This is a genomic window from Bacillus sp. CD3-5, from assembly GCF_006349665.1.
In the GTDB taxonomy this organism is placed as follows: domain Bacteria; phylum Bacillota; class Bacilli; order Bacillales; family Bacillaceae_G; genus Bacillus_A; species Bacillus_A paranthracis.
In genome coordinates this window covers 744,528-768,548 of record NZ_VEPX01000001.1, presented here as the reverse complement: position 1 = coordinate 768,548, position 24,021 = coordinate 744,528, and the positions used below count along the sequence as shown (strand labels likewise).

The 24,021-nt window shown below is 32.1% G+C and carries 31 protein-coding genes; 7 read left to right on the top strand and 24 right to left on the bottom strand.

Going from position 1 to position 24,021, the window contains the following annotated elements:
- Positions 1-35: 35 nt before the first annotated feature.
- The gene (locus FH036_RS04070) at positions 36-506 is read right to left on the bottom strand and encodes an MBL fold metallo-hydrolase (RefSeq protein ID WP_139895383.1); all 471 of its coding nucleotides are present in this window, start codon (positions 504-506) and stop codon (positions 36-38) included.
- Positions 507-802: 296 nt separating this feature from the next.
- Between FH036_RS04070 and FH036_RS04065 the strand changes: the two genes are divergently transcribed.
- On the top strand, positions 803-1,573 hold the full coding sequence (locus tag FH036_RS04065) for an LAGLIDADG family homing endonuclease (protein ID WP_130983707.1): 771 nt from the start codon (positions 803-805) through the stop codon (positions 1,571-1,573).
- An 822-nt stretch (positions 1,574-2,395) separates the two neighbouring features.
- Here the strand turns inward: FH036_RS04065 and FH036_RS04060 are convergent.
- The 6 genes from FH036_RS04060 to FH036_RS04035 form a co-directional block, all read right to left on the bottom strand.
- Complete coding sequence (locus tag FH036_RS04060; protein ID WP_044792249.1) at positions 2,396-3,211, bottom strand: YwqG family protein; 816 nt, start codon at positions 3,209-3,211, stop codon at positions 2,396-2,398.
- Positions 3,212-3,289: 78 nt separating this feature from the next.
- Positions 3,290-3,697, bottom strand: coding sequence for a DnaJ family domain-containing protein (locus FH036_RS04055; RefSeq protein WP_139895382.1), 408 nt, complete (start codon positions 3,695-3,697; stop codon positions 3,290-3,292).
- Positions 3,698-3,718: 21 nt separating this feature from the next.
- A complete protein-coding gene (locus FH036_RS04050) occupies positions 3,719-4,915 on the bottom strand; it encodes an alpha/beta hydrolase-fold protein (protein WP_139895381.1) in 1,197 nt (398 codons plus the stop codon).
- Positions 4,916-5,003: 88 nt separating this feature from the next.
- Positions 5,004-5,369, bottom strand: a complete 366-nt coding sequence (locus tag FH036_RS04045) for a hypothetical protein (protein ID WP_000432682.1) — start codon at positions 5,367-5,369, stop codon at positions 5,004-5,006.
- Between the two features lie 258 nt (positions 5,370-5,627).
- Positions 5,628-5,999 (bottom strand): YxiJ-like family protein, encoded by a 372-nt coding sequence (locus FH036_RS04040; protein WP_138321918.1) that lies wholly within the window; start codon positions 5,997-5,999, stop codon positions 5,628-5,630.
- Between the two features lie 12 nt (positions 6,000-6,011).
- Positions 6,012-6,863, bottom strand: a complete 852-nt coding sequence (locus tag FH036_RS04035; RefSeq protein WP_070806167.1) for a patatin-like phospholipase family protein — start codon at positions 6,861-6,863, stop codon at positions 6,012-6,014.
- Between the two features lie 179 nt (positions 6,864-7,042).
- Between FH036_RS04035 and FH036_RS04030 the strand changes: the two genes are divergently transcribed.
- Positions 7,043-7,420, top strand: a complete 378-nt coding sequence (locus FH036_RS04030; RefSeq protein WP_000522462.1) for a PH domain-containing protein — start codon at positions 7,043-7,045, stop codon at positions 7,418-7,420.
- Between the two features lie 121 nt (positions 7,421-7,541).
- Here FH036_RS04030 and FH036_RS04025 read toward each other — a convergent pair whose 3' ends face one another.
- From FH036_RS04025 to FH036_RS04005, 5 genes are all read right to left on the bottom strand, one after another.
- The gene (locus tag FH036_RS04025) at positions 7,542-8,015 is read right to left on the bottom strand and encodes a GNAT family N-acetyltransferase (protein WP_070806168.1); all 474 of its coding nucleotides are present in this window, start codon (positions 8,013-8,015) and stop codon (positions 7,542-7,544) included.
- 1 nt (position 8,016) lies between these two features.
- The gene (locus FH036_RS04020) at positions 8,017-8,538 is read right to left on the bottom strand and encodes a YfiT family bacillithiol transferase (protein ID WP_000999075.1); all 522 of its coding nucleotides are present in this window, start codon (positions 8,536-8,538) and stop codon (positions 8,017-8,019) included.
- Between the two features lie 16 nt (positions 8,539-8,554).
- Positions 8,555-9,082 carry a GNAT family N-acetyltransferase gene (locus tag FH036_RS04015; RefSeq protein WP_044792242.1) on the bottom strand — a complete coding sequence of 176 codons (528 nt, stop codon included), beginning with the start codon at positions 9,080-9,082 and terminating at the stop codon, positions 8,555-8,557.
- 63 nt (positions 9,083-9,145) lie between these two features.
- On the bottom strand, positions 9,146-10,468 hold the full coding sequence (locus tag FH036_RS04010; protein WP_070806169.1) for an FAD-dependent oxidoreductase: 1,323 nt from the start codon (positions 10,466-10,468) through the stop codon (positions 9,146-9,148).
- An 82-nt stretch (positions 10,469-10,550) separates the two neighbouring features.
- Complete coding sequence (locus tag FH036_RS04005) at positions 10,551-11,330, bottom strand: undecaprenyl-diphosphate phosphatase (RefSeq protein ID WP_070806170.1); 780 nt, start codon at positions 11,328-11,330, stop codon at positions 10,551-10,553.
- Between the two features lie 132 nt (positions 11,331-11,462).
- On the opposite strand from FH036_RS04005, the gene FH036_RS04000 reads away from it, so the two are divergent.
- Positions 11,463-11,669 carry a hypothetical protein gene (locus tag FH036_RS04000; protein WP_070806171.1) on the top strand — a complete coding sequence of 69 codons (207 nt, stop codon included), beginning with the start codon at positions 11,463-11,465 and terminating at the stop codon, positions 11,667-11,669.
- A 51-nt stretch (positions 11,670-11,720) separates the two neighbouring features.
- Here FH036_RS04000 and FH036_RS03995 read toward each other — a convergent pair whose 3' ends face one another.
- From FH036_RS03995 to FH036_RS03980, 4 genes are all read right to left on the bottom strand, one after another.
- Complete coding sequence (locus FH036_RS03995) at positions 11,721-12,101, bottom strand: nucleotide excision repair endonuclease (RefSeq protein ID WP_001048949.1); 381 nt, start codon at positions 12,099-12,101, stop codon at positions 11,721-11,723.
- Positions 12,102-12,178: 77 nt separating this feature from the next.
- On the bottom strand, positions 12,179-12,742 hold the full coding sequence (locus FH036_RS03990) for a GNAT family N-acetyltransferase (protein WP_000282935.1): 564 nt from the start codon (positions 12,740-12,742) through the stop codon (positions 12,179-12,181).
- Between the two features lie 27 nt (positions 12,743-12,769).
- Positions 12,770-13,342 (bottom strand): hypothetical protein, encoded by a 573-nt coding sequence (locus FH036_RS03985; RefSeq protein WP_001079215.1) that lies wholly within the window; start codon positions 13,340-13,342, stop codon positions 12,770-12,772.
- A gap of 181 nt (positions 13,343-13,523) precedes the next feature.
- Entirely contained in the window at positions 13,524-14,954 is a 1,431-nt protein-coding gene (locus FH036_RS03980; protein WP_044792235.1) for a PQQ-dependent sugar dehydrogenase, read from the bottom strand.
- A 137-nt stretch (positions 14,955-15,091) separates the two neighbouring features.
- On the opposite strand from FH036_RS03980, the gene FH036_RS03975 reads away from it, so the two are divergent.
- Positions 15,092-15,349, top strand: a complete 258-nt coding sequence (locus tag FH036_RS03975; RefSeq protein ID WP_044792233.1) for a hypothetical protein — start codon at positions 15,092-15,094, stop codon at positions 15,347-15,349.
- A 91-nt stretch (positions 15,350-15,440) separates the two neighbouring features.
- Positions 15,441-15,620 (top strand): hypothetical protein, encoded by a 180-nt coding sequence (locus tag FH036_RS03970; protein WP_000026319.1) that lies wholly within the window; start codon positions 15,441-15,443, stop codon positions 15,618-15,620.
- Positions 15,621-15,731: 111 nt separating this feature from the next.
- Here the strand turns inward: FH036_RS03970 and FH036_RS03965 are convergent, their stop codons facing one another.
- The 8 genes from FH036_RS03965 to FH036_RS03930 all read right to left on the bottom strand — a co-directional run bounded on the left by FH036_RS03965 (position 15,732) and on the right by FH036_RS03930 (position 22,038).
- A complete protein-coding gene (locus FH036_RS03965; protein WP_029438549.1) occupies positions 15,732-16,394 on the bottom strand; it encodes a protein kinase family protein in 663 nt (220 codons plus the stop codon).
- A 307-nt stretch (positions 16,395-16,701) separates the two neighbouring features.
- On the bottom strand, positions 16,702-17,067 hold the full coding sequence (locus FH036_RS03960) for an NUDIX hydrolase (RefSeq protein ID WP_139895380.1): 366 nt from the start codon (positions 17,065-17,067) through the stop codon (positions 16,702-16,704).
- A 203-nt stretch (positions 17,068-17,270) separates the two neighbouring features.
- Positions 17,271-18,386 (bottom strand): NAD(P)/FAD-dependent oxidoreductase, encoded by a 1,116-nt coding sequence (locus tag FH036_RS03955; protein WP_000844373.1) that lies wholly within the window; start codon positions 18,384-18,386, stop codon positions 17,271-17,273.
- Between the two features lie 125 nt (positions 18,387-18,511).
- Positions 18,512-19,165, bottom strand: a complete 654-nt coding sequence (locus tag FH036_RS03950; protein ID WP_139895379.1) for a YdeI/OmpD-associated family protein — start codon at positions 19,163-19,165, stop codon at positions 18,512-18,514.
- A gap of 156 nt (positions 19,166-19,321) precedes the next feature.
- Positions 19,322-20,089, bottom strand: coding sequence for an arylamine N-acetyltransferase family protein (locus tag FH036_RS03945; RefSeq protein WP_070806173.1), 768 nt, complete (start codon positions 20,087-20,089; stop codon positions 19,322-19,324).
- Between the two features lie 138 nt (positions 20,090-20,227).
- Positions 20,228-20,731: a MepB family protein gene (locus tag FH036_RS03940; RefSeq protein ID WP_139895378.1), complete on the bottom strand. Its 504-nt coding sequence runs from the start codon at positions 20,729-20,731 to the stop codon at positions 20,228-20,230.
- A 109-nt stretch (positions 20,732-20,840) separates the two neighbouring features.
- Complete coding sequence (locus FH036_RS03935; RefSeq protein WP_000403460.1) at positions 20,841-21,209, bottom strand: DUF4180 domain-containing protein; 369 nt, start codon at positions 21,207-21,209, stop codon at positions 20,841-20,843.
- A gap of 136 nt (positions 21,210-21,345) precedes the next feature.
- Positions 21,346-22,038, bottom strand: a complete 693-nt coding sequence (locus FH036_RS03930) for an HAD family hydrolase (RefSeq protein WP_000120531.1) — start codon at positions 22,036-22,038, stop codon at positions 21,346-21,348.
- Between the two features lie 264 nt (positions 22,039-22,302).
- Between FH036_RS03930 and FH036_RS03925 the strand changes: the two genes are divergently transcribed.
- Entirely contained in the window at positions 22,303-22,839 is a 537-nt protein-coding gene (locus FH036_RS03925; RefSeq protein WP_001167120.1) for a DinB family protein, read from the top strand.
- Between the two features lie 505 nt (positions 22,840-23,344).
- Entirely contained in the window at positions 23,345-23,677 is a 333-nt protein-coding gene (locus tag FH036_RS03920) for a DUF1904 family protein (protein ID WP_001120954.1), read from the top strand.
- Positions 23,678-24,021 lie beyond the last annotated feature (344 nt).

Sequence of the window (24,021 nt, the reverse complement as noted above, 5' to 3'; positions counted from 1 at the left end):
TCCTTATAAGAGAGTTCGCTCTTTTTTATTTATAATTAAATTTCTCTCCACCAAGCTGATGATGGATAATCTGTAGATTTTAACGTAATAGATTCGCCAATTTGAGGCGTTGTAATTTTAACTTCTAAACGTTTGGCTTCTTTCGTAACACGTTCTATTGGGTCACTCCATTCGTGTAATGCTAATGTAAAAGCACCCCAATGAATCGGAAGAAGGAGTTCTCCTTTAACATCCATATGAGCTTGTACCGTTTCTTCAGGCAACATATGAATCGCAGACCACCTCGGATCATATTGCCCACATTCCATTTTTAATAGTGAAGCAGAGTGCCCAAACCATGTCACACTCTCTAAAGACTCATTATTTTTATCCGATAAAACAATAGGTAAATTCTTTATAGGACGCAGCTTAGTTTTCATTTTAAAGTAATCCGTCATTAAACCTATAATATCTTTCGGTTTAAAACTTACATCAGTATGAATTTGATTTATATATTTCTTTTTCATTCGTTCTCCTTTTTACGTTTAACAATATACGTATGTTGTTATTGTAGCTATCTGCAGTTTAAACGAAATCATTTTACCTTTCACCTTAAATACAGTACATTTCATAAATTTGTCAAATTCATTATTTGTGTATATAAAATGTAAATCCTACAGCAGCAGATAAAAGGAATATGAAGTAAATGTAAATTGTTTTAATTTAGTAAAGTTCTTCTTATAAGCAACAAAGAACATATGTTTCGTTATATGTTATAGAAGAAAATATGTCTCTAATTATTAAAGGGAAGGAGAGGATGTAAGTGCAAATAGAGAGAAAAAAGAAATCAAAATGTAAACTATCAAAACCTGAAATCATTCATCTGTATGCGGAAGGGAAGGGTACCTCAGAAATCGCTATGCTTGCTAACGTATCTGCAAGGTATATTCGTATGGTTCTATCAGACAGCAACGTGCCAAGGCGCGCTATAGGGAGCTGGAAGAGAAAGTATGACATAACAGAAGATTATTTTAAAACGTGGTCAAATAATATGGCTTATATATTAGGATTTATAGCAGCAGATGGTGTCATACAAAAAGAAAATCAATGTGTGAGTATATCTCAAAAAGAAAGTTACATTTTAGAAGATATAAAACAAGAACTAAACACCAGCCAGCCACTGTATCAAAATAAAAAAACAGGCGTATATATGCTAAATATTAATAGCAAAACAATAAAAGACGACCTTATGAACATACACGGAATTAATCCATGTAAATCTTTTAACATCGAATTTCCATACGTGCCAGAAGAATATTTACATCATTTTGTTCGTGGGTATTTTGATGGGGACGGTCATGTGAACTCCCATAAATATTTCGTTAGCTTTGTTGGAGGATCATATAATTTTATGAATTCTTTTAAAGGTATCCTTGAGGATAATAAATTCCGATTGAGTTTTGTTGACAAAGAAAAACAATATCGTATATATCTAAGTGGTAAAAATAATGTTAATAAATTTTCACGGTGGATTTATAAAGATAAAGGTTTGTATTTAAAGCGTAAATACAATATTTTTCAAGAAAAAGAATAATTGTAATGATAATCGAATAATACGCGAGCAAGTTCAATTAAAAAATTTAAATTCACGATGAAGTATTAATCGAAATCAAAGTAATTGCTATAGCAAACTAATTATAAATATAGTTTGGTCAATCTAAAAACAACTTGTTTAATTATTAATTCTAAACAAGTTGTTTTTAATTTTGTTAATTTACATTATAGACAAGAAAATAAATTTCAAATTCCACAGCTATCAAATCACACCAATTCAAAAATAATGAACTAATCACTATAATCAATAAAGAAAAGGGGAGTGTAAAACACGAAACTAACATATAATAAGTTTATTACTTTTTACTAGTTGACATAATATATATTATAGGCAGTTATAAAAACAAAGCAATAACAGGTATCAAAAACCAAGTAAACTATACTTAATGAGACGAAACAGAGATTTTTAGTGAGATTCACATAAAATCGTATTTAAACGCATTTATACAGTTTTTTATCGTTTTTTAGTTATAAATTTATCACAGCAAATCTTAATTGATGATTGATTAAGATTTAACGAATCAAAAACATTTTTGATCAGTAATAATTTTTATGCGGAAAAATCTTTTTTACAAAATATAAATTAATAATTTTATTTTAGGTTTTACTTTATAAATTTATTGCTATTTACACACGTTTTACAACTTTACATTATTTCTTGTTATTTCTGTTATTTACGCTTGACTTTTATTATTCCTATTATTTTACACTCTAGTTAACATAACGTTTATTTTTAACATAAAAAAATCTCCCTCACCTTCAGGAAGATTTTTTAGCTTGCTAGTATTTCATTTATATCTTTTTAGTAGCAATCCCAGTTGTAAATAACATTGGAAAAATCTAGATTTAACAAATCTTCTTTTTTAATAAAGAAATTAGCAACACCAGAATCTCCCCACATAATATTTAATGAATCATCTGTATCGATTTGCAGCAATAACATGTCATGTTGCTGGTATTTTTCTTCCCATTCTCTTGGATCTGTCTGTGTGAAAAATGGATAACCGCCTATTTTATGCCCTTGACAAACATATATATCGTCATACAGTTCTCCTAATTCTGTATTATTTTCTTCATCAACAATTTCTTCCCAATCAATTTCCTCACTAAACATCTTTTCAAATCGATAATCACTTGATGTTATGGGTTGATAACTTAATTCAAACCGTAGTTTAGCTGCTTCAGGTATGATAAAGTCCTCTAATTCTAAAGTATTTAAATAACTAAAATCAGTAATAACCTTATTCAAATCTTCTGTAATTGTAGAATGATAAATAATCCGAAAGTCTTTTTGGATTGTTGGATAATCAAAATCTGCTCCATAAAGCTCATCATCTGCACTTACGAAAAACTGTAACATTCCCTCTTGAGGCATATATTCAACATGTGGCATTTCTTCAAAGTTTAACTGCGCAAGTAACATCATAGGTTGTCCATTTGAATCTTTAGGATGCTCTTGATCTATAGGTACATACGGATAACCACCAAACTTACTCTCAAAAAGAGTTGTCTCAGCCAATGTTCCAGACACTTTAACAAACGGTTTTACACTTTCTTCTAAAATAGTACGATACTGCTCTAGTTCTTTCGGAATTTGAAGTTGATACGTATTCTTCATTACATTTGCCTCCCTTTCATAATGAATTGAAAATGCCTTACTTAATTATATAGCAAGAGATGGCTTCTTTGAAAATTGTTAAAAGTCCGTTTTCACCCTTGTTTTTTGCGCACTTGGTGGACAAAGTAGATTATGTTCTAATACCTTTTTATTAATAGTTCGAATTAAATCCGCTGCTTCTGCAGTATTTGTATTTTCTTTTAGCTTTTCTTTTAAATTATCAATTTCCTTTGAAAGCTCAATCCACCTAGGTAAAACATAATTATTCTTTAACGTTCTATAAAGTTGCTTTTCAGGATTGTACGAAAGGTCGTTATCTAAATTAAGAGGCTTGCCTTTACCAGGCATATTATCAAAAGACCCTTTCTTTTCTGCTTCCTTCACGATAGAACTAATATGATCCTCATACGTATAGGACCAAACTTTCTCATCTTTTACTAAAATCTCTTGCTTTTTTAGTTTTTTATCTAGTTCTTCTTGATTCATAGAATCTCTCCTCTTTATATTTTATAGTAGCGTTTTTGTACGTTTCAATGCTTTCAACCCATCAAATAACTTTTCTCGCCACCAAACACCGTCATGGCCGCCTTGAAACTCTTCACAAGTAATTTGGTATTCTTTTTCTTTTAAAGCTTTATATAGGCGTCTATTAGCCGTTAAAAGAGGTTTGTTTTCAAGTTCGCCTGCTGCTAAATAAAATTGAGGCTGTGTCGCATTTGAATCTATAGATGAAATTTGATTTTCAATCCAAGGAATTTGATTTTCATATCCATCCTTTTTCCAATGTACAGATCCAGACATAGACAACACGTTCCCGAAAATGTGTGGATTTTGAAGCGCTGCATAACAAGCTGCTAGGCCACCAAGACTGAAACCGGCAATTGTTATATGTTTTACTTCTTGATGCACACGATACTTCGCCTGAATCCACGGAAGTAATTCCTCTGTTAAAAATGCATTCATTTTATCGTTATAAGTTAGCTCTTCTAGCCGATTAACTGGATCTATAGCAACAGCGATACAAGATGGGATTTCTTTTTCGTAAATTAAATAATTAAGTGTTTTTGTGATTGAAAGGTCATTAATGAATGAATTCCCATCAAATACAATGAGAAGTTCTTGAAGATGTGAAGTGCGAGAATAATCATGAGGCGTATAAATATAAATTTTACGTGTGTTATTTAAAATCGAACTATAAAAAGAATATGTTTCAATCTTTCCGGATGGATAATCATTTGAAGGAAAACGACTGCTATACTGCACTTCCATACCTATTTTTAACATAGACGCTTTATTGGCACCTTCTCCAAATATATTTTCATTGAATTGATCTAGTTGGTACTGTTCACTACGCTTTATCCAATCATTTTCGAAAAAATCATTTACTGTAAAATAATAAGTTGAAATAAAACTCTTATCCGTCCTAAACGTTACATACCAAATATCTGTCTGTAACAACCGTTGTAGTTGATTTACAGACAGATCCCAACCAGGAAAACTACCGAATATATAAACATTTTCAGTTTTTCGATCCCCTAACCATATATACGTTATAAGCTTATACTGATTATCTGCAGGGCATTGTTCTATTAGTGGCGTGTGATTTGACTTTATTTCATGCAAAAAAGTATAAAGAGCTTTTTCGTTTCCATTCTTTAATTGATTTTTAAGCTTCTCTAACTTAGGACTGATTATTGTAGTCACCTCTCTTTCTCCTTTGTAGTATTCTATATGTAGTTTTTTCATTAGAATCCCTATATAAAAGTAGTCGTAAGTTATTTGTTTAGCGAAGTTATTTATTAGAAAAATAATCAATTGCCTGAATAGAAAGTTCTAATGATTTTATTCTTCTTTCTAAAAGTGTTCTTTGAGGACTCCCAAGCTTTGACTTAACATAAATCTTTTCAATTGATGGAAGCAAACCAATTAGAACATTTCGAGCGTCTGCTAAATCCTCTTGCGTGTAATGATGGGTTTCTTGATTCCAAATACTTTCTAACATAGCTAAGCCGATACTAGCTGCTTTGAGTCTTTTTTTCACTAAAGTAGTGTTTGAGCCTTTTTGAGTCATCTGTGATAAGGCATTTTCTAGTTTACGGATTGTTGACTGTAAAGATTTAATTGATTCTACTTTATCTACATTTGATACGTTTTCCATATTAAACCTGTCCCTTCCTTGTTTCTAAATTAGTTTTCTTGATATTTGATAATACCATTTAGAAGCGAATTTTACTCGAAATATTTGAGTGGACATGAATTTAAAGGGAAACAGCTAACAAACCTCTCTCTCCTCCCTCACACCTATTCTATATGTACTTCTTTTTTCTCGTTAAAATACCTACATGGATAAGTTGTAAATATTGTATATTTTATGAACAAAAAACGTACAAGCAGCATCACTTGTACGTTTTAATTTTTATTCAGTAAGATAATAAAGTAATAGCTTACGGGTCTTTTCATAATTCATGAAATCTCTATATAAAATGGGATACTTCATAATCTCTGTTTCTAGAAAACAATATTGTGGAAACCATTCAAAAAACGATTTCCTTAGCCATTTTATTTGATTAAACACAATCTCCTGTTCATTATTATTAAGCACGTAACTTAAAGTACCTGCTGTATGCATCCAATAATAATTTAAATCAGCGCTTATACAATCATCTTCTGTAAACATAGTATTAAAATCTTTTCGTATTTTTCGAATGTCACAATTCGGAAACGGTTTATAAAGTGGACTATGCATTTTCTGCAATTCCTTAAAAATAATTTGTTTTCCTAACTTCAACTTTCCACCCCTTTACTTCTCTATCCAACTTAATAATTTTTCATAATGATATTGAGCATCTGTATAACCAAGATTATATAAATTAACGAGCTTTTCTTTACTTCTTTCTATTCCGCTTATTGGAAGCTGTACGCTAGGCTGAATAATATAAAAGTTGTCTTTTTGTTTTATTTGATGCATATAAGATATCGTCTCATTATAAAAACGATAATGTTCTACTAAAGATTGTGCGATATTCGGATATTTCCTATATAAAATTTTAGCTAGGCCTGAAAATTTATTACGTTGCTTCTCATATCCTTCTGGTTTTGTCATAATTACAACGTTCTTTTCATAACCATCAGTTTGCGCTTTTAACACCGGTATAGGATCTATAATCCCTCCATCTAGTAATTTGCGATTATCATATTCTACAGCAGGCGCTATAAACGGTACTGAGCTAGATGCACGAATGATTTTTAAAATATCATTTCCGTGTTCTGCTTTATTATAATAAATAGCTTGTCCCGATTCGCAATCAGTCGTCCCTATAACAAACTGTTCATTTGAGTTTAAGAAAGTTTGAAAATCAAATGGGACAATTTTATTAGGTACTTCATCAAATAAAAAGTCCATTCCGAATAATTCACGTTTTCGAATTAAATTTCGATAAGATATATAACGGTGATCTGCAACTAACTCTGTATTTACTTTTTTATTTCTCCCTTTTTGACGTGACAAATACGTTGCTCCCATACAAGCTCCAGCGGATACGCCAACTACATAAGGAAAGAATAAGTTCTTTTCCATAAAATATTCGAGTACGCCTGCCGTATATAAACCTTTCATTCCTCCGCCTTCTAATACTAAACCGATATTTTTCATGCTATATCCCTCTGCTTCTTTTTTCTTACTTTTATATTAGCATAAGATATTAAGACGAGGTTATATAAAAGGATTACAACAATAGCCAGAAACTACTAATGTAATATCATAACTTCACACTGAGTTGCATGGTACAATATAAGTAACACATTCCACAAATAATGGAGGAGGAATTTCCTATGGGTTTATTTAGCGGTATTTTAGGAAATGCATCAAATGCGAGTACAGAAAGTGTAGAACGTGATTTAGAGAAGATTATGTTAGACGATGAGAAAGTTGAACATGCTTATAAATTAATTCGTGATTTAATCGTATTTACAAATCGTCGTCTTATTTTAGTAGATAAACAAGGAATATCAGGTAAAAAAACAGAATACCATTCTATCCCTTATAAAAGCATTACACAATTCAGCATTGAAACAGCTGGGCATTTTGATTTGGATGCTGAACTTAAAATTTGGGTATCTAGTTTGAGCGCCCCAATTACGAAAGAATTTAAAGGTGACGATAGTGTTTTAAGCATTCAAAAAGCGTTAGTAACATATACGACAAAATAACGTCTTTCCGTATGTTTATTCATTTCCGAAATTACTAACCCGATTATTTTGGAAGAATATTCATCAATTTTGTATATTTAATCTAAAATAACAGAAAAAGGTAAAGCGTATTTTAAATGCTTTACCTTTCTTTTTTGTAATAAATAAGTGTAGTTTTATCATTTAATTTCTTTATTACTTCTGTTCTTTTATACCCCATCTTTTCGTATAGAAAACAATTTCTTTCTTCTTCTAAAATCGTAGCAAGTTCAAAGCTTCGTGCTTCTGGAAACATCTCTTCAATTAAAATAAGTACCTGCTGAGCAATTCCTTTCCCTTGATAGACTGGATGAATAAACATTGGACTAATCCAAAATTTATAAGGTAGTTCTTTTTTGGATATACATATCGCTCCAACAAGGTTAGAATCTATTATCATTTTATAATAGTTACTGCTGGGATTATTTATCCTCAAAATCGTTTTTTCAATAGATTCATTTGCTGGGTTTGTTTCGTAGTCTTTATATTTATGTAATAAAGGGCTAAATGAGTCTATTTGCATCTGAAATATAACTTCTGCGTCGGTTTCTTTCGCTTTCTCTAAATGCATCTCCATGTTACCAATTTAGTCGCTTTCTTAATGAAGTTATATGAGCTGTATGATGACGTCCGTGCCATGCGTATAGTCCTATTGCAGCAGCAAGTTTTGTTTCACCAGTATCTGGATGGTTAAATGTCTTTTCTAGATCTTCAAGTTCTAAGGAATATAAAAGGTTAACCCATCTTTTATGTAATGACTCTAACATTACTAGTGAAACATCTACTGGTAATTTAGAATCAGGTAATTCTGCCCACTTCTCTTCTTTATATGGTTTAATCGTTGGATTCTTTTCTGTTAGTGCTAATTTAAAACGTATGTAGCTATTCATATGGCTGTCAACAACGTGATGGACTACTTGACGAACTGTCCATCCACCAACGCGGTACGGTGTGTCTAACTGCTTCTGATCTAAATCTTTGATAGCCTTCGTTAGTTCATTAGGTAAATCTTCAATTTCTTGAATCCATGTATCTATCATTTCTTCCGTTATAGGACGTTTGTATGTAAATTGTCCAATTGGATAACGTAAATCATTCATGAATAAATCCCCCTTCTTATAAGCGCGAAGTATTTCTCCAAATATAATGTAAAAAATTCACCTGTTCCCCATTCAATTGTACAGATGTTGTATCTGCTTCGTTTTGATAAGAAGAAAACCCGCTTTTTTCTAGTACAATTTGTGATGCAAGATTATTAGAAGTTGTTTTAGCATGAACCTCATTAATTTCATTATTTTTTGCTACGTCTAAAATTAATTTTACGGCTGCAGTTGCAACTCCTTTTTTAGTAAATTTTTCTCCGACCCGATAACCTAACGAACTGATTCGAGTCTCCGAATCTATATCTACTAAATTTATTCTCCCTACAATTTCATTTTCTTCGTTACGAATTAAATAAAAATAAGATTCTCCATCCGCCTGTTCTATTAATAAATTATCTAGTAGTTTTTGGAAATATTCAAAATCAAAATATTGCGAGCCACGATTAGGTACCATTGTTTCAAAAAAAGACTTATTCGTAAGTTCAAACGTAAATAAATCCTTAGCATCGTGTTTCTTTAATTGTTCTATGTATATTTTCATCTCGATTACCCCTCCTATATCTACTAACTGCTATATATTCGTTTTTAATCAACTACTTTCCTGCTATTTCTTTTGTTTTAGTAACACAGCAAGTAGTACTTTTGGATGAAATAGGTGAAATGGACTACGAATTAAATTCATCACTCGTACTAACCGAATATAAACATCAGAATTACTTGCGGATAGTCGATATATTTGTTTTGTATACCATAGCTGAAATTTTTGTTTTGTAGTTAATGCTGTCTGTAGCTCCGGGTGACGCGATATTTCCGTTGTTGTCATATCCCAAGGGGTTTCTATTATAGTAGCTGCCTTTTTATAAAATTGTTGTGTAAATGTTTTATCAAGTTGTTTTCTACCTTGCAGAAGTAATTGCAACTGGTGAGCTTCCATAGCAGCAACGGAAACACCTTGACCGAAAACAGGATCAAAACGACAGTGTGCATCTCCAACTACTAACAATCTTTCGGGTAGATTATCCACTAAATCAAATCGCCTACGTACTTGATATGGAATTTTGTACGTTTTGGTATGTGAAATGGCTTCAGCTTTATTTAGAAAATCAGTAACATTAGAGATTGATAGGTTTTCAGCAAAATTATAAAATTCTTCATCTGTTTGTGGTGCTTTTTTATTTGCATATCCACTGAAAGTAACAAAATAACGATTATCCTCAATCGTTTGAATAAGAACGCCATACGGATTGTCAGGGAAACTTGGAGACATTAGCGTATTACAGTAATCTAATTTCTCATTTTCTTTAAGTTTAAACATTCTAGTTGTGTAAAATAAATCAATACGTGCTTTCTCTTCCTGCACTTCGATATTACATTCGCGTAACCATGCTATACTTTTTGAACCGAATCCACTTGCATCAACAACAATATCTGCATGTATTTCTTCTTGTGTGTCTGTCTCTAAACATTTCACTTTTACACCACATACTTTGTTAGCTTTTCTGTCTACTATTAACCCTTCCACTAGTGTTTTAAATTTACTAGTGATATTTGAAATTTGATGTATTCGTTTTTGAATATGCCATTCTAGCAAAGGACGACTTTGTTGAATCATATGTACTTCCCCTATGAACGGCTGTTTCCATAAACCAAATTGATGCCATTTTAAATCACGAGTAAAGTTATGTACGACACTACCTGCTTCTATTAATTCATTCGTAATATTAGGAAACAATTCCTCAATGGCGTTTTCTCCACCTTTTAATAACACATGAGGATGATTACTTTGTGGGACTCTTTTTCTCGAAGACTTTCCATCCCATCTTTCACCGGCTTCTATAATGATTACTTCTTTAAAAGCAGTTGATAATGCTTTTGCTGCGAGCTTTCCTGCAATACTTCCGCCAATAACGATAGCTTTATTAAACATATTTTCCTCCTTAATAAAAAGAGATCCTGTCTTTTATGAATGAAACAGGATCTTAAACTAATTAATTTCTTTACTATTATAATTAAAACACATGAGTATATTGCAACGTTATAATTAAAATACCTAATCCCCATACGTAATACGCAAATACTTTTAAAGAGTGACGTTTTAAGTATTGAATCATCCATGAAACAGCTATGTAACCAAAAAATGCTGCTGATAAAGTTCCGACAATTAAAGATGTACTAGAAATAGATTCTGCTTTCCCTTGAAAAACATCTGCAAATTGCAAAATAATAGCTCCGACAATGGCTGGTGTTGATAATAAAAAAGAAAAGTAAGCAGCAGTTTCGCGGTCTAACTTTCTCCATAATGCAGCGACGATTGTCATTCCAGAACGAGAAATTGCCGGAAAAATAGCAGCCGCTTGAAATGAACCAATGATAAATGCATCTTTATATGTAATGTTGACCATTTTTTTACGGCCATTCTTTTGTTTATCCGCCATGTAGAGAAAGAATCCTGTCACTAAAAACTCCCAACCAATCGTAATACCTGTTTTTGAAATATCCTCAAAAAAGTCTTTAAATAACAATCCGATTACAACTGCGGGTATCGTCCCGACAATAAGTAGTAGCATTAGTTTTGAAAATGGATTTTTAATTAAATATATAAATTCTTTTTTGTAATAAATAAACACAGCAAGTAAAGTCCCAATGTGCAGCATCGTATCTAAAAACAATCCTGCTTCATCTAATTGAAACAAATGCCTTCCTAAATAAAGATGACCTGTACTACTTATCGGTAAAAACTCTGTTAAACCTTGTATGATCCCTAATATAAAAGCTTCTAACCAATTCATGATGGTCCCCTTTCTTGTTTGCTTGTACCAATATATGAAGGTTAAATTTTCGATATGAAAAAAACTATATTTCTCTATGAATTTACTTTTAATTCATGGATATATATGTAAAAAGAGGTAAGGAGGCTTACTATGCGGAAACATACAAAATTCGGCAATGTATTACTGTGGGTAGGACCTATCCTCGTGTTTGTAGGGTTATGTATGACAAATGTTATTTCTGATATTCCTTTCTTTTTTGGAAAACATAAAACAATTGGAATTGTACTTATATGTATAGGTGTAGTTTGTTTTATTGCTGCTAATCATTTAAAAAAAGGAGGCAAATATGAGGAATAATTCTAAATAAAGAACAATCCCAGTATATGTACTAGGATTGTTTTTTATTACTTATTTATAGAATACTTTATCAACGTTATATTTTGCTTTGTATTCATTAATGATATATGTTTCGTAAATTTCTCTTTCTGTTGGATCTTCTACGATACATGCATCAATGCGGTATACTTCGTCACGGTGATTTTTAATTGGCGAAACGTTATCTTCGAAATGCTTCTTAATACGTTGTCTAATTTTACGAGCTTTACCTACGAAAAGAAGTTCGTCATTAATATTGTAAAACATAAAAATGCCGCCTTTATCTCGTGGGAACAAGTGGAAATCGATAAAACCATTGATTGGCGTAATTCTTGGCTCGTCTCCTCTAATAACTTGTTTACGTTCAGTAATTGTAACATCAACTTCAGGGATACTAATTTTAATCAAGTTCATTCACGTCCTCTTTTATTATAAAGGTAAATAATAGCATACATATGTAAGAAAAGCTACGTTCAGAGGCATTTTTCATTTTATAATTTAAATATTATAGGGGCATCATGTAAACTCTTCTTCCAAATCATATGATCACTTGATTCTCCCCAATAATCCTTCAGTACATAACTAGGCTCTCCAAACTTCTTCGTCCATATACTTTGCGCTTTTTTGTATCCACTATCTAAACAGTACTCTGTTATACCTTTGCTAAGTAACGTAAGAAATATTGCATTTAGTAGTAAACTCCCGATACCCTTTTTTTGATACTCCGGCAGTATAAAAACAGTTCCTATTTCATACAAATCCTTAAGTACACCGCCTGTACAACTATTAATTAATGTACTTGCTGGACCAACTTCGATTGTACCAATGATTTTATCGTTATTTGTATCTATTGCTAATAAAAAGTAACGTTTTTCTCCATTACTATCAAAATCTGTTTTTAAATATTGCTTTTTCGTGTTAATTTCATTTTCTATGTCATCCGATAATTGTGATAAACCTTCGTCTTTAAAGGTATTCGTAATAACTATACGAAAAAATGAGTGAAGTTCCTCTAAATCATCCGAATTCGGTCTCCTAATTTCAACGTTATACATGTTTTAAATCTCCATTCTATGCAATTGTTAAAACAATACTTTATATAACCTATTCAACAATATTCTACAAAGCCCTGCATAGATCCAGCAGTATAGAAAGCTCAGTATAAATATTGATAAAATAATTTTTATATCCATAGTTGTATGAATAGTAGGACCAAGCACGGGAAAGCGAAAAATATCTAGAACAATCGTAATTCCTATAAGTAGACAAATCGCAGAAAAGGAAATTACCCAAATTCTCCTCTTGAATTGTATAAAGGAAAGCCCTAAGGCTATACCTAATAAGCCTGTAGTAAATGGAAAAACAATTAGTTCACTTGGCTCAATAATAAATAATAGGAGGATAGTAAGGAGATAAGAAAGTACTCCCTCACGAATAGAGTAGCAAATAGCCAAAAAAATTGGTAACGTCGCAAAAGGGCTAATAAATAACCCTATACCAGGAATTAAGTTACCTGCTGCTTGAAACATGGTGGCCAAAGCACTCATTAAAGCGGTAATGACTACTTTATTTGCTAGGGATAATTTTCTTTTATGAACAAAGTCCCCATTATTCTCTATCATAAGTTGACACCAATAACGTACAAATCGATTCATCAAAATACCCCCTAAAGATATCTCATTCATCACTTTCTATCTTATTCATACACTAGTGGTTTATGAGCTGCTTTCTACTTGTTATGAGTTACTATACAATAAAAGGCTTTTAGGGGGAGAACTTGTACGTTTTAAAACAAAGGGAATTCCTTGTATGATTAAACTACGAGTGTATATCGTATTAAGGGATAATTTCAAAAATGGTACCTTTGTTAAAATCAGTTACTTTCATAGAACCGTAAACTCCTAAATATAACCTAGTTTGATCCAAATTTGTTCCTAAACTCATATAATAAGCTGCTTGCGTACCAAAATCATAATCAGTTTCAATAACATGAAAACCAGTATGTTTACCATCTGTACCTGCTTTAGTATATGCTAATACACCTTTAACTGGCGGCCGAGACTCTTCTTTTCTAGCAAGGTCGGTAAACACAACGCTACCATTTAAATTCGGGATTGCAGTTCCCATATATGGCTGAACTCCTGTTAGAGAAGTCCCGCCAAACTTATCTGGTCTCGGGTCTTTATGAAAATAACTAATGAGTGGCTGAATTCGCTTCGTTGATGTTTCTATTGTTTCATTATAATAAACCATTGTTCTCTCATCCAAAGTAGGATTTTCAGAACAGTGTTTTATAAAAGAAGTAGGCAATTCTCCTTCCCATCCTCTCCAACCAAAATTAATAAATCCATCTTGATTTGAAGTGAGTCTCATTACATGTATTTGAACAAGTTCGGTAACCGGTATTGGTTTATATTGAACAAATGAAAAAATAGACTCTACAATATCCTGTCCGACATTACCTACATATTTAATATACTGATTATAAAACCTTTGGAATGAAATACCGGTTATATTACGAATACCTTTCGCAATTACTGTAAGTGTTTCTTGTATAGATAGAGGAAGTTCATTAAAGCGTGTAACGACTGGAGGATTATTTATGAATGTATTTTTACTTACATCGATTTCAATAATTTTACCTGCTATTTCTAAATCATCTTGGCTTAAATTGAACGGATCATAACCCGAGCCACCATCTCCATTTGTAAAAACAAGTTTCCCCGTCTCTGGAGAAAAGTTTAAAGTATTTACCCCATTATGATTAAAAAATGGGCGTTTTATATTAAGTAATGTTCTACGTTTTTGAGGTTGACCGTTTGATTGTAAAATCCATTCTTCGATTGTATCGATATGATCATATTGCGTATCTCTATTTGTCCACTTTAAGTTTAACGTTTTTGGGTCACAAGGATTCGGTTTAAATTGTTCAGAAAGTGCACCTGGCCCTTGGGTTCCAGCGACAGAATAATGAAGATAAAATAAACCGTTTTGATAAAATTGTGGATGAAATGCTAGTCCAAGCAACCCTCGTTCATCATAACCACTACTAGAAACGCCTTCTTCAGATGTACCTAAATTTATAATTCGTTGACGAATATTTAAAAATGTTTTTATGACGCCATCTCCTATGTGAAAAACCTCTCCTAATTGCGTTGCGATAAATAGCTTTTCAGCCGATTCACCTGGAAGAATTGCTGTTTTTATTACAGTGGGTAAATTTATGTTATGAACAATGGGTCGTAAACGAACTTTAACTTTTGTCAATTAACTTTACACCCCTTTATATTCTTTTTAATAGAAGAATATGTTTAGAGTAATCTTATTAGTATCAAATAAGTCGCATTCCTTTTTATTACAATTTTGTATATAATATAATTATAGATAAATTAGGGGGCTACCTTATGACACTATTGCTACAAATCATCTTACCACTTATAGTTGCACTATATTTATTTACCCTCTATTGTAATACAGCTATTGGAAAAGCCGCTTTTCTTTTAGCAGTCATTATTGGAATTTATGGATTAGAGAACATTTTTCAACATGCTCATCTAACAGATCATGTTATTTATCCATATTGGGGCAGTTTAAAGGCAGTTATTATCGTTTTATTAGTCGTATTTCTATTTAAAAAAGGTGGTTTAACAGGAGAAACCTGATTTGTAATACTGTACATATTTTCTAGTTAAATTGCTTTCATTTTACAAAATAAGAAATGTTTATGTGAAAACAAAAAGGAAGGTGTTACATATGTCCATAAATATTATCTCGATAGTATCTATAATAATTTGGATTGTGTTGATTACAGAACTGATAAAACCTTCAAAAGAACAGAATGGACGAAAAATAATAATGTTATTAACTGCTGGTTGCGCATCAACATTTATTTTAACAGTTTCATTTATTCAAAATATCTCGTTTTGGAATTGATAGTGATATAACTAGCAAAAATATGTATACATAAAAAAGATTAGGACCGTACATATTAGACATATCTAAAATGTACGGTCCTTTTGTTTACTAGTGGTCCACTTATAAGTATTACAATTCGAATTTCTTTTTAAGTTTCTTATATTTTCTATACGAACGTCTAACAATGTTTAACATAAAATACGGTATTTTAACAGGGAAAGGTAGTTTATAAATGAAAGGCAAATAAAATGTAAAATATGCCTTTTCTAAGTCTCTCCATTTACTATCTTCTTTTGCTTTTAAGAAATCAGATACATCGACTACATAACCTCTTCCTTTTTCCATCATCACATTTTTTCCGTGAACATCACAAGGAGTTAATCCTTGTTTCCTTGCATACTCTAAAGCTTTATTTATATCAAGAATCACCTGCTTAGGAATTTTAATCCCCTTATGGATCGCATCGTATAAGGTAATTTCTTTTAAACGTTTCAATACTATGAAATTTTCTCCTTTATAAATAAGCTTTGAATAAGAAGGATGATTTCCGATTCTTCGGTATACTTCTGACTCTTTTTCAATTCCTTCTCCTTCGCGCGCGTAAACTTTTACTACCCAATCTTTGAATTCTCTGTGCATGAATACTGCGGCATAATTACCTTTCCCTAAACACTTCCAAAGTCTAGGAATATCTTTAACTACTACAGGCTCGAATTCATCCTCACTTCTTATGATTACCTCTTTTAATAATTCGTCCTTTATCAATCCCACAAAACTATTTATACTCATCATTTCCACTCCGGTTTTGCTAAAAGTGGGCCTGCCCACATTTTAGCGAAAATATACACTAAGCGAATTTTAGCATAAAACGAGTCATCTTTCTTCTTAAAATAAAAAATGACTCGTTCTATTTGAACTGTTGAATACTTAATATGTATTCCGTTATTCATAGTCAACAACCGTGCAACATAAAAATATTTCTAACTATTTTCATTTTTCCAGAGGCAACTGTATAGAAAAAACTTGCTACATATGAAGAATAGCAAGTTTTTTTAATTGTTCAATTCTTGTTCCACTAACGTCTTTGCTAATGCTTTTACTATTTTAATAGTCTTTTGTTTAATTCCCACAATGCTGTTTTGTTGCTATCCCATTTCAAAAACTTTACTGCCTCCTCAAAGCATAACCATTTATAATGTAAGTGTTCTTCAGATAATGAGATGTTTTTGGTAGGTACTTTAACTCCAAAAGAAAATTCTTTTATTACATAAACCTCATCTCCCCAAAGGAATCCTCCAACTACATCCTCTACTGGTAGTGAAGACACAGAATCTAATTGTATATATGGACATTCTCTTGAAATACCAGCTTCTTCAAATGCTTCCCGTTTTGCTGATTCAATAGGAATTTCACCATTATCAATTTTTATATAAGGAAATATTAATACTTGATATGGTGCTCTCATTGCTTAACCTCCTCTCGAAAATAAGCTTTAAACACATATGAATAAAGAGCCGACATCATAATTCTACATTAATAATGCAAGTTTATGGTGTCGGCTCTTTATTTTTAAAGAATTTCATTTTTCATAAACAGTCTTACTCTTAACGGAGAAAAAACTACTTATTTCCTATCGAATTTGCTTAGTGTATTTTTTCATACCCGATGTTATTCAATTGCGCCAGCAACGTCATAATCATTTAAATCTAAATCAATTGGTTGTCCCAGCGCTAACTTAGCAAGTTCTGATCCTAAATATGGACCAGCAGTTAAACCTGAAGCTCCTAATCCGTTCGCAACGAGAATACCGTCGAAGTTAGGAAGTGGTCCGATAACAGGTAAGAATCCTGGAGTAAACGGTCTAAATCCAACTCTCGTCTCAAGCATAGTAGCATCTTCTAAGCCAGGTGCAACTGTTAATGCTTTATGGAATACTTCATGTAAACCACCAGCCGTTACACGGTGATCGAAACCAGTATCATTCTCATGTGTTGCACCAATTACGACATGGCCATTGTCAAATGTTAAAATGTATTGATCATTTGGCGGCATAACAACTGGCATATTTTCTGTTGCTGTATTTTCCATTTGCAAGTGAACAATTTGTCCTTTTTGGAACGTAACTAAGAAATTAATTCCTAAAGGGCTTAAGATTTCGTTCGCCCATGCACCTGCCGTTACAATAACCTTCTCTGCTAAAATTGTTTCATCTTTTACTTTAACTCCCGTAATTTGACTACCTTCACGGACTAATACTGCATTGCCTTTTATAAAAGTTGCACCATGTTTTTTCGCAGCACTTATTAATGCATTACGTAATAACCTTCCATTTACTCGTGCAGCACCACTAACATGAACAGAACTATATTCTTCTGATAATGCTGGGAATAATTTTTTCGTTTCTTCAGCTGATAAACGAGTAATTTCACCAATCTCTGGTGCATCTTCACGGCGCTTATAAGCTCGCTCTTCCATTTGATTTAGTTTTTTCTCATCAGTATGTAAACTAATTGCACCTACACGGTTATAACCTGTATCCGTTTCACCGTCTTCTTCTAATTGCTGAATTAACGAAGAATAGTAACGTGCACCGCCTTTAACGATTTTATACCATGCTTTATTACGACGTTGTGAAAGCCATGGACAGACAATACCTGCTGCTGCATCTGTTGCTTGACCTACTTGTTGACGATCCACGATAGTAACGTTCACGCCAGCCTTAGCAAGATGATAAGCAGTAGACGCTCCTAAAATTCCAGCTCCAACTACAATATACGATTTCATTTCAAACACCTTTTCTCTTTTACTAATTATATAAATATAAGAACATCCCTTAGTATAATGGAAGAAATACTTTTTTCAATGTACTCATCGCAATTAATTGTTGCATCATTGTGACTTTCCTAATCTTATTTTTTCTTTTTGCGGAATAAATCAATTGTTTTATAGCCTTGTGATAGAACCTCAATCATCTTTTCAAAACGTTTTTCACGTGTTTTTTCTTGTTTGACAGAAAACAGATTACGTGCCCAATCTTTTTTGTATCCAGGTGTTAAACTTTGATAAAACTTAAGTTCATTTGGGTGATTAGCTAATAAAGCTTCAACATCTTGAATTCGATCTGCATAATCAGCTACACATTGGCTCATTGCAGGCGTTTTTGTCGCTTTTTTCTTCTCACGCTTTAAACCTACAACAGTAAAGATGTCATCCATACTTACCATTCGCGCAAATTTAATATCGCTTTCTCCCACATATCCATCTTCTCCAACGTTTAATGCTGGAAACATCTTATCACGGTGAATAAACGTACTGTAGCGAGAATTACCCTTTTTCGGATATGCGAAGAATATGTATCCTTTTTCAATTAATAATTCTTTATTACTAATAATATAATTCGTTTGTTTCACCATTTCATCCAGTGTTTCTACAAAAATAAAAATGGCATCGTGTTCTTTTGAAAATACAGTTTCTTTTCCTGTAAAAACTTCGTAATCACTTGGTTCATTAATAACAACCATATTCGTATACTTATTAAGTTTCAATTTATCGATAATTGACATGAAGATCTTCCTTTACATTCAAAATTCATTGTTTATACTTTTTCATACTGTTCTAGTGTATTATATCTATTAAGAAAATCAAACTTTAATAGTTGTTTTAAATTAAATTAATAAAATAGCCGGTTCTTATTCAGAACCGGCTAGCTATTCGCGTTATCATAACTCAATAGCAAATAAAGTATATAAAAGCTCTCTATATTGCTCTTCTGTAATTTCACGTTTCGTTTTTTCACCATGAACTATTTCAGTGAAACTAGTATTGGTTAAAGAGACATGACCAGATTCCGTTAATTTGGCTGCAATTGGTCCTTTATTAAAAATAGATTTCTCATCTTCTACTACTCTTTTTTGAACATCATTCACTACTGCCTCATCAATGATACGATTATAAAAAGCATGACATACTTTCCACTCACCGTTCGTATCTTTTCTTTCTAGAACGTAATTCCCTTTACTCGTATCTTTTCGTCTCACTCGATACGTACCATTTTTAGAAGAAACAGCCTCACCATTAAAAGGTACAGGGACTAGAGGTACTAATGAAGCAATACCTACATCAATTACGTATCGTACGTTATCATAATTTAGAATAATCGTTATATGTCCATTCTCAAGTGCCCATGCGTTTATATCATTTTTATATACGGTACCTAATGCGAGTTGTACATCATAACCACAATCTTTTAAAAAGTAGTACAAAAGCGTATTTAATTCATAACAAAGTCCGCCGCGGGATGTACTTAAAATTTTATTCTGTAAATTTTCCATAGTAATTGTATTCGTGTTACTTGCTATAACATCTAAATTCTCAAATGGTATAGTGTGTGCAAATGCAAAAAGAATTGTATTTAATTCTTCAAACTTCACTTCAGTACGCTTTGCAAGATTCAATCTTGTAAAAAGCTTATGTTGTAGACTTGTCATAGTCAGCACCCCTTAAAATGTATAAGTTAAACTAGTATATGCTGATTGTAATTTTGATGGGGTACTGAAACAATGTACATTTCGTTTAACTGTACCGGTACAAAAAGTCTAACTAACAAGATTACTTAAGATAAGAAGCTACGAATACAAATGTAATAGTTTGTCTATAGGTAAATTATTATGATCGCTTAAATCAACAAAATACTGAAGCTGCCACATTTGGCTCTTTTTAGCTTGGTTGCTAACAGGGGTATCCCAGATCGGATAAATCCTCATAGCCATCTTGCCTTTTTGATTTTGTGTTCTCAAGATTTTTTCCTTAAGAAGAATCTCTTTAGGGAAGATAAATTGTCCTAGTTTATTATCATCTATACAAGTGATAACTAATAAGTCAGGAGCAGCGTCATAAGAAAACGCTCGATTCTGCATATTGTCATCTTTCTCCCAAAAAGAAACAAATTGACCAATTTTATTAGGAGTAATTTTGGATTTTCTAAAACGAATGGTTTTGTTATTTAAGTGAAATAAATATCCTGCATATTCTGTGTTTTGCTTTTCTTCTTTTACATTCGCAATCAGTAAATTGTTAGGTTTGTAAATTATGTTGTTTAAGTTTTGTATCGCATCATTAAAATTGTTCAAAAAAAACTCCCCCTTTATTCAGTTCTTAGTTTACCACAAACGTCAGTTCTTCTATATCGTATATAATCATGAACTAAGTGAAATCGGGGGATTTAGCAGGATATACTTATTACTTTAATGTACTTAGTTTTTCAATTGCTTGTTGTTCAGTTGCTAAGTAAAAAATATCTTTACCTTTATTACATTCATAAATAAAATCCTTTAAGCTTTTACTAGTATACATAGAGAAATCTCCAACAATAGCAAATTTCACCTTGTAGTTTATAAACTTTTGAAGAATATCGCCCGCAAGACGTGTTTTTAGATCAAAGAAATCTTCACTTATTAAAGATTTATGGATAATAATATGCTTCGCATCTACCTCATATTGAACAGTTGCCATAGTATCTAATGCAGATTGAACATCGGATATTAATACCTTATCATTTCTAATGACCGCAATATTGATTCCATCGATTACTACTTTCTTTATTTCCATAGTCTCACCCCTTTATAATTTACACAGTATAAGTAAAATTGTTTTACAAAACTTCGTATGAATCATAGATTAAATTAGCCGCAGCTATTAAAATCGCATCTATTTTTTATTACTAATACGGTCAATGAAATTAATTTTACTTGTTAAAAAAATATTGTGGCGTAACATAACTTAACAAGCTATCCAAAGTGTTAATCTCGGCATATGGTTGTATTTTGGTAGTATTCTTGATTTTCTGAGGGTTAAACCACACACCTTTTATATTTACATTTTGAGGACCAGCAATATCCTTTTCTAAGTCATCCCCAACAAATAAAGTATTTTCCGGTTGTAAATTTAGCTTATTTAATGCTAGTTCGAATATACGTTTATCCGGTTTACTAAATCCCACTTCTTCAGAAATAATGATCGTATCAAAGTAATTGTTTAAATTTGTGTTAATTATTTTAGCCTTTTGCCTCTGCGTTGAGCCATTTGTTATAATTCCAACTTCAAAGTGCTTCTTTATATGATTTAAGAAATGGATTGTATTCTGGTCTATTGAAAAACATTTTGGGAAGTTTTCATTCCAAAAATCTTGGATATAATTGCGTGGCAATCTATACTTCGGCGGGAATTCATCAAACAACAATTCTAAAACTATCGTTTTATCACTCATGCCATATTCTCTTTTATCAAATTCTTTGAATTTCTGTAGCATATTGTTTTTGATTGTATCACTAACATCCTCATAACACTTTTCCAAAAGTAATAAAAACAGATTATCTACTGCCTTATCCCTATTAAGTAACGTATCATCTAAATCAAACAGCATAGCTTTATAACTCATCAAATAAATTCACAACCTTCCTATATTTCCTAGTTATAATCAAAAGTAATCAAAAAAACAATTCATCTCAAAGAACTTCTAATAGAACGATATTCTAAGAGTTAAATCAAAAACCCTTTTTCTATTTGTTAATTGATGTAAAAGTACACAATTTTAACTAAGTTAGTAGGTGAATTTTTTAATTGTAATTTCGAACTTTCAGATTAATTTGAAAGTCTTTTGTGATAAGCTGTACTTAAAGATTAAATATAAAGGATGATTCGTATGCAAATTAGACCAAAGGCAAGTGAATATAACTCTTATTATGCAACGTATGTTAACTTAGTATCAGACGGAAATATCATACAAATTTTAGCACAACAAATAGAGGAAACGAGTCTTTTATTAAAAGAGATTTCTGATAGTGAGGGACTTTTCCGATATGCTCCTACTAAATGGAGTATAAAAGAAGTAATCGGCCATATTGCGGATACAGAACGTGTTATGGCGTATCGCTTGTTATCTATTGCTCGAGGCGAGACAGCAGAACTTCCAGGCTATAACGATGATATGTACGTTCTTAAAGCAGCTTTTGATAAGCAATCTATGCAAGATCTTCTTGAGAATTTAATAGTTGTTCGCCAATCTACCTTGCATTTACTGAAAAGCTTAGATAAAGACACTTGGTTACAAAAAGGATATGCGAACAAATCTGAAGTTACAGTTCGTGCATTAGCATACATCATAGCTGGACATGAGCTTCATCATCTACAAATTATAAAAGAACGTTATCTAGGTTCTAATGCATATCCAGTAAGTTAATACTTGAAGAAAAAGAGTCCCATTTATATAGGACTCTTTTTCGCTATTTGTAAAATTCACCACATAAGATACAAACTAGCCCTTATAAGGGTACCGTCGCATATCCATTAACTTAAGAATTCAGAATTACCCCAAAACAAAAAAATGCACTTTTTGTTACAAGTTAACACAAAATTTCGTTCTGAAGGTACTAAAAAATTTAGCTTGATAGTGATCGGATAGCGTCAGGATTTTGCGCTTTTACAAAGTTAAAGATAAAAAGTCTTTTGTATCAATATTTTTTAGTTCGTTCCAATAGAGGAAAGCCTATTGAGACAAGGCTAATATAACGTGGAATAAGGCTTTTGAATGTCTCCTATGACTTATTTCAAAATTCAATCCGCCTTTTCGGGACGGGGCCCCATTCTGAAGAATGTCATTGAAATGTATCAATAGATTCTAGTGCAGCAAAATAAATTGTGCTATGATGTGAACAAATATAAAGCTATTTAACGGAGGGGTTCACATGCCGCATGTTGTGTTTCGTGGAATTACTACTGAACAATTAAAACACATAAGCAAGCCATTAGTAGAAGAGCTCGCAGAGATTTGTGAGTGTGGTACGGATAATTTTACGTTGGAACTACCAAGTTCTACGTTTGTATTTAATGGAGAAGAAATAGAAGCGTTTCCTCTTATTGAAGTGAAATGGTTCGAGCGTGGACAGGAAATTCGTGATCGATTTGCCAAGGCCATTACTACATATGTAATGGATTTTGGACTTCCAGAAGTAGAGGTTGTTTTTACGGTTTTCACAGAGTCAGCGTATTATATTAACGGGAAGCATTGCGCAAGTTAGATCTATTCGAAAGATTTTTGTAACCATTAAAAGGGGTAGAACCACATCACTATCAAGGTAATAAGACAAAATCTCCCCTAAAAAGAAAAAGGCGTTATTCTTTCTGAGAAATCATAGGAAAGGATAACGCCTTTATATCAATATGACGGTATCCTATATGAAAAATTAACATCGTTCCAAATTTATATATTGGGATCACGCCACCTGTCTATCCACTGAAGAAAATAAGTTACCTCAAAAACGATAAAAATACACTTCGGTGCTAACTAAATGTTTTGCGATATGGCCTTCATTGTTATCTAAATAGTAGGTAATAAACTGTTTTATTACCTAGACGTACTACC

Coding starts and splice junctions, on each gene's coding strand:
- FH036_RS03990 (WP_000282935.1), bottom strand. CDS start 12,742: ATGTATAACGTTGAAATTAGGAGACCGAATTCGGATGATTTAGAGGAA.
- FH036_RS03970 (WP_000026319.1), top strand. CDS start 15,441: ATGTCCATAAATATTATCTCGATAGTATCTATAATAATTTGGATTGTG.
- FH036_RS03975 (WP_044792233.1), top strand. CDS start 15,092: ATGACACTATTGCTACAAATCATCTTACCACTTATAGTTGCACTATAT.
- FH036_RS04010 (WP_070806169.1), bottom strand. CDS start 10,468: ATGTTTAATAAAGCTATCGTTATTGGCGGAAGTATTGCAGGAAAGCTC.
- FH036_RS04045 (WP_000432682.1), bottom strand. CDS start 5,369: ATGGAAAACGTATCAAATGTAGATAAAGTAGAATCAATTAAATCTTTA.
- FH036_RS04070 (WP_139895383.1), bottom strand. CDS start 506: ATGAAAAAGAAATATATAAATCAAATTCATACTGATGTAAGTTTTAAA.
- FH036_RS04025 (WP_070806168.1), bottom strand. CDS start 8,015: ATGGAGATGCATTTAGAGAAAGCGAAAGAAACCGACGCAGAAGTTATA.
- FH036_RS04015 (WP_044792242.1), bottom strand. CDS start 9,082: ATGAAAATATACATAGAACAATTAAAGAAACACGATGCTAAGGATTTA.
- FH036_RS03920 (WP_001120954.1), top strand. CDS start 23,345: ATGCCGCATGTTGTGTTTCGTGGAATTACTACTGAACAATTAAAACAC.
- FH036_RS04055 (WP_139895382.1), bottom strand. CDS start 3,697: ATGAATCAAGAAGAACTAGATAAAAAACTAAAAAAGCAAGAGATTTTA.
- FH036_RS04000 (WP_070806171.1), top strand. CDS start 11,463: ATGCGGAAACATACAAAATTCGGCAATGTATTACTGTGGGTAGGACCT.
- FH036_RS04005 (WP_070806170.1), bottom strand. CDS start 11,330: ATGAATTGGTTAGAAGCTTTTATATTAGGGATCATACAAGGTTTAACA.
- FH036_RS04020 (WP_000999075.1), bottom strand. CDS start 8,538: ATGAATGATTTACGTTATCCAATTGGACAATTTACATACAAACGTCCT.
- FH036_RS03930 (WP_000120531.1), bottom strand. CDS start 22,038: ATGAGTTATAAAGCTATGCTGTTTGATTTAGATGATACGTTACTTAAT.
- FH036_RS03960 (WP_139895380.1), bottom strand. CDS start 17,067: ATGAGAGCACCATATCAAGTATTAATATTTCCTTATATAAAAATTGAT.
- FH036_RS03945 (WP_070806173.1), bottom strand. CDS start 20,089: ATGACAAGTCTACAACATAAGCTTTTTACAAGATTGAATCTTGCAAAG.
- FH036_RS04035 (WP_070806167.1), bottom strand. CDS start 6,863: ATGAAAAATATCGGTTTAGTATTAGAAGGCGGAGGAATGAAAGGTTTA.
- FH036_RS03955 (WP_000844373.1), bottom strand. CDS start 18,386: ATGAAATCGTATATTGTAGTTGGAGCTGGAATTTTAGGAGCGTCTACT.
- FH036_RS03950 (WP_139895379.1), bottom strand. CDS start 19,165: ATGTCAATTATCGATAAATTGAAACTTAATAAGTATACGAATATGGTT.
- FH036_RS04060 (WP_044792249.1), bottom strand. CDS start 3,211: ATGAAGAATACGTATCAACTTCAAATTCCGAAAGAACTAGAGCAGTAT.
- FH036_RS03965 (WP_029438549.1), bottom strand. CDS start 16,394: ATGATGAGTATAAATAGTTTTGTGGGATTGATAAAGGACGAATTATTA.
- FH036_RS04030 (WP_000522462.1), top strand. CDS start 7,043: ATGGGTTTATTTAGCGGTATTTTAGGAAATGCATCAAATGCGAGTACA.
- FH036_RS03985 (WP_001079215.1), bottom strand. CDS start 13,342: ATGAATCGATTTGTACGTTATTGGTGTCAACTTATGATAGAGAATAAT.
- FH036_RS03925 (WP_001167120.1), top strand. CDS start 22,303: ATGCAAATTAGACCAAAGGCAAGTGAATATAACTCTTATTATGCAACG.
- FH036_RS03935 (WP_000403460.1), bottom strand. CDS start 21,209: ATGGAAATAAAGAAAGTAGTAATCGATGGAATCAATATTGCGGTCATT.
- FH036_RS03995 (WP_001048949.1), bottom strand. CDS start 12,101: ATGAACTTGATTAAAATTAGTATCCCTGAAGTTGATGTTACAATTACT.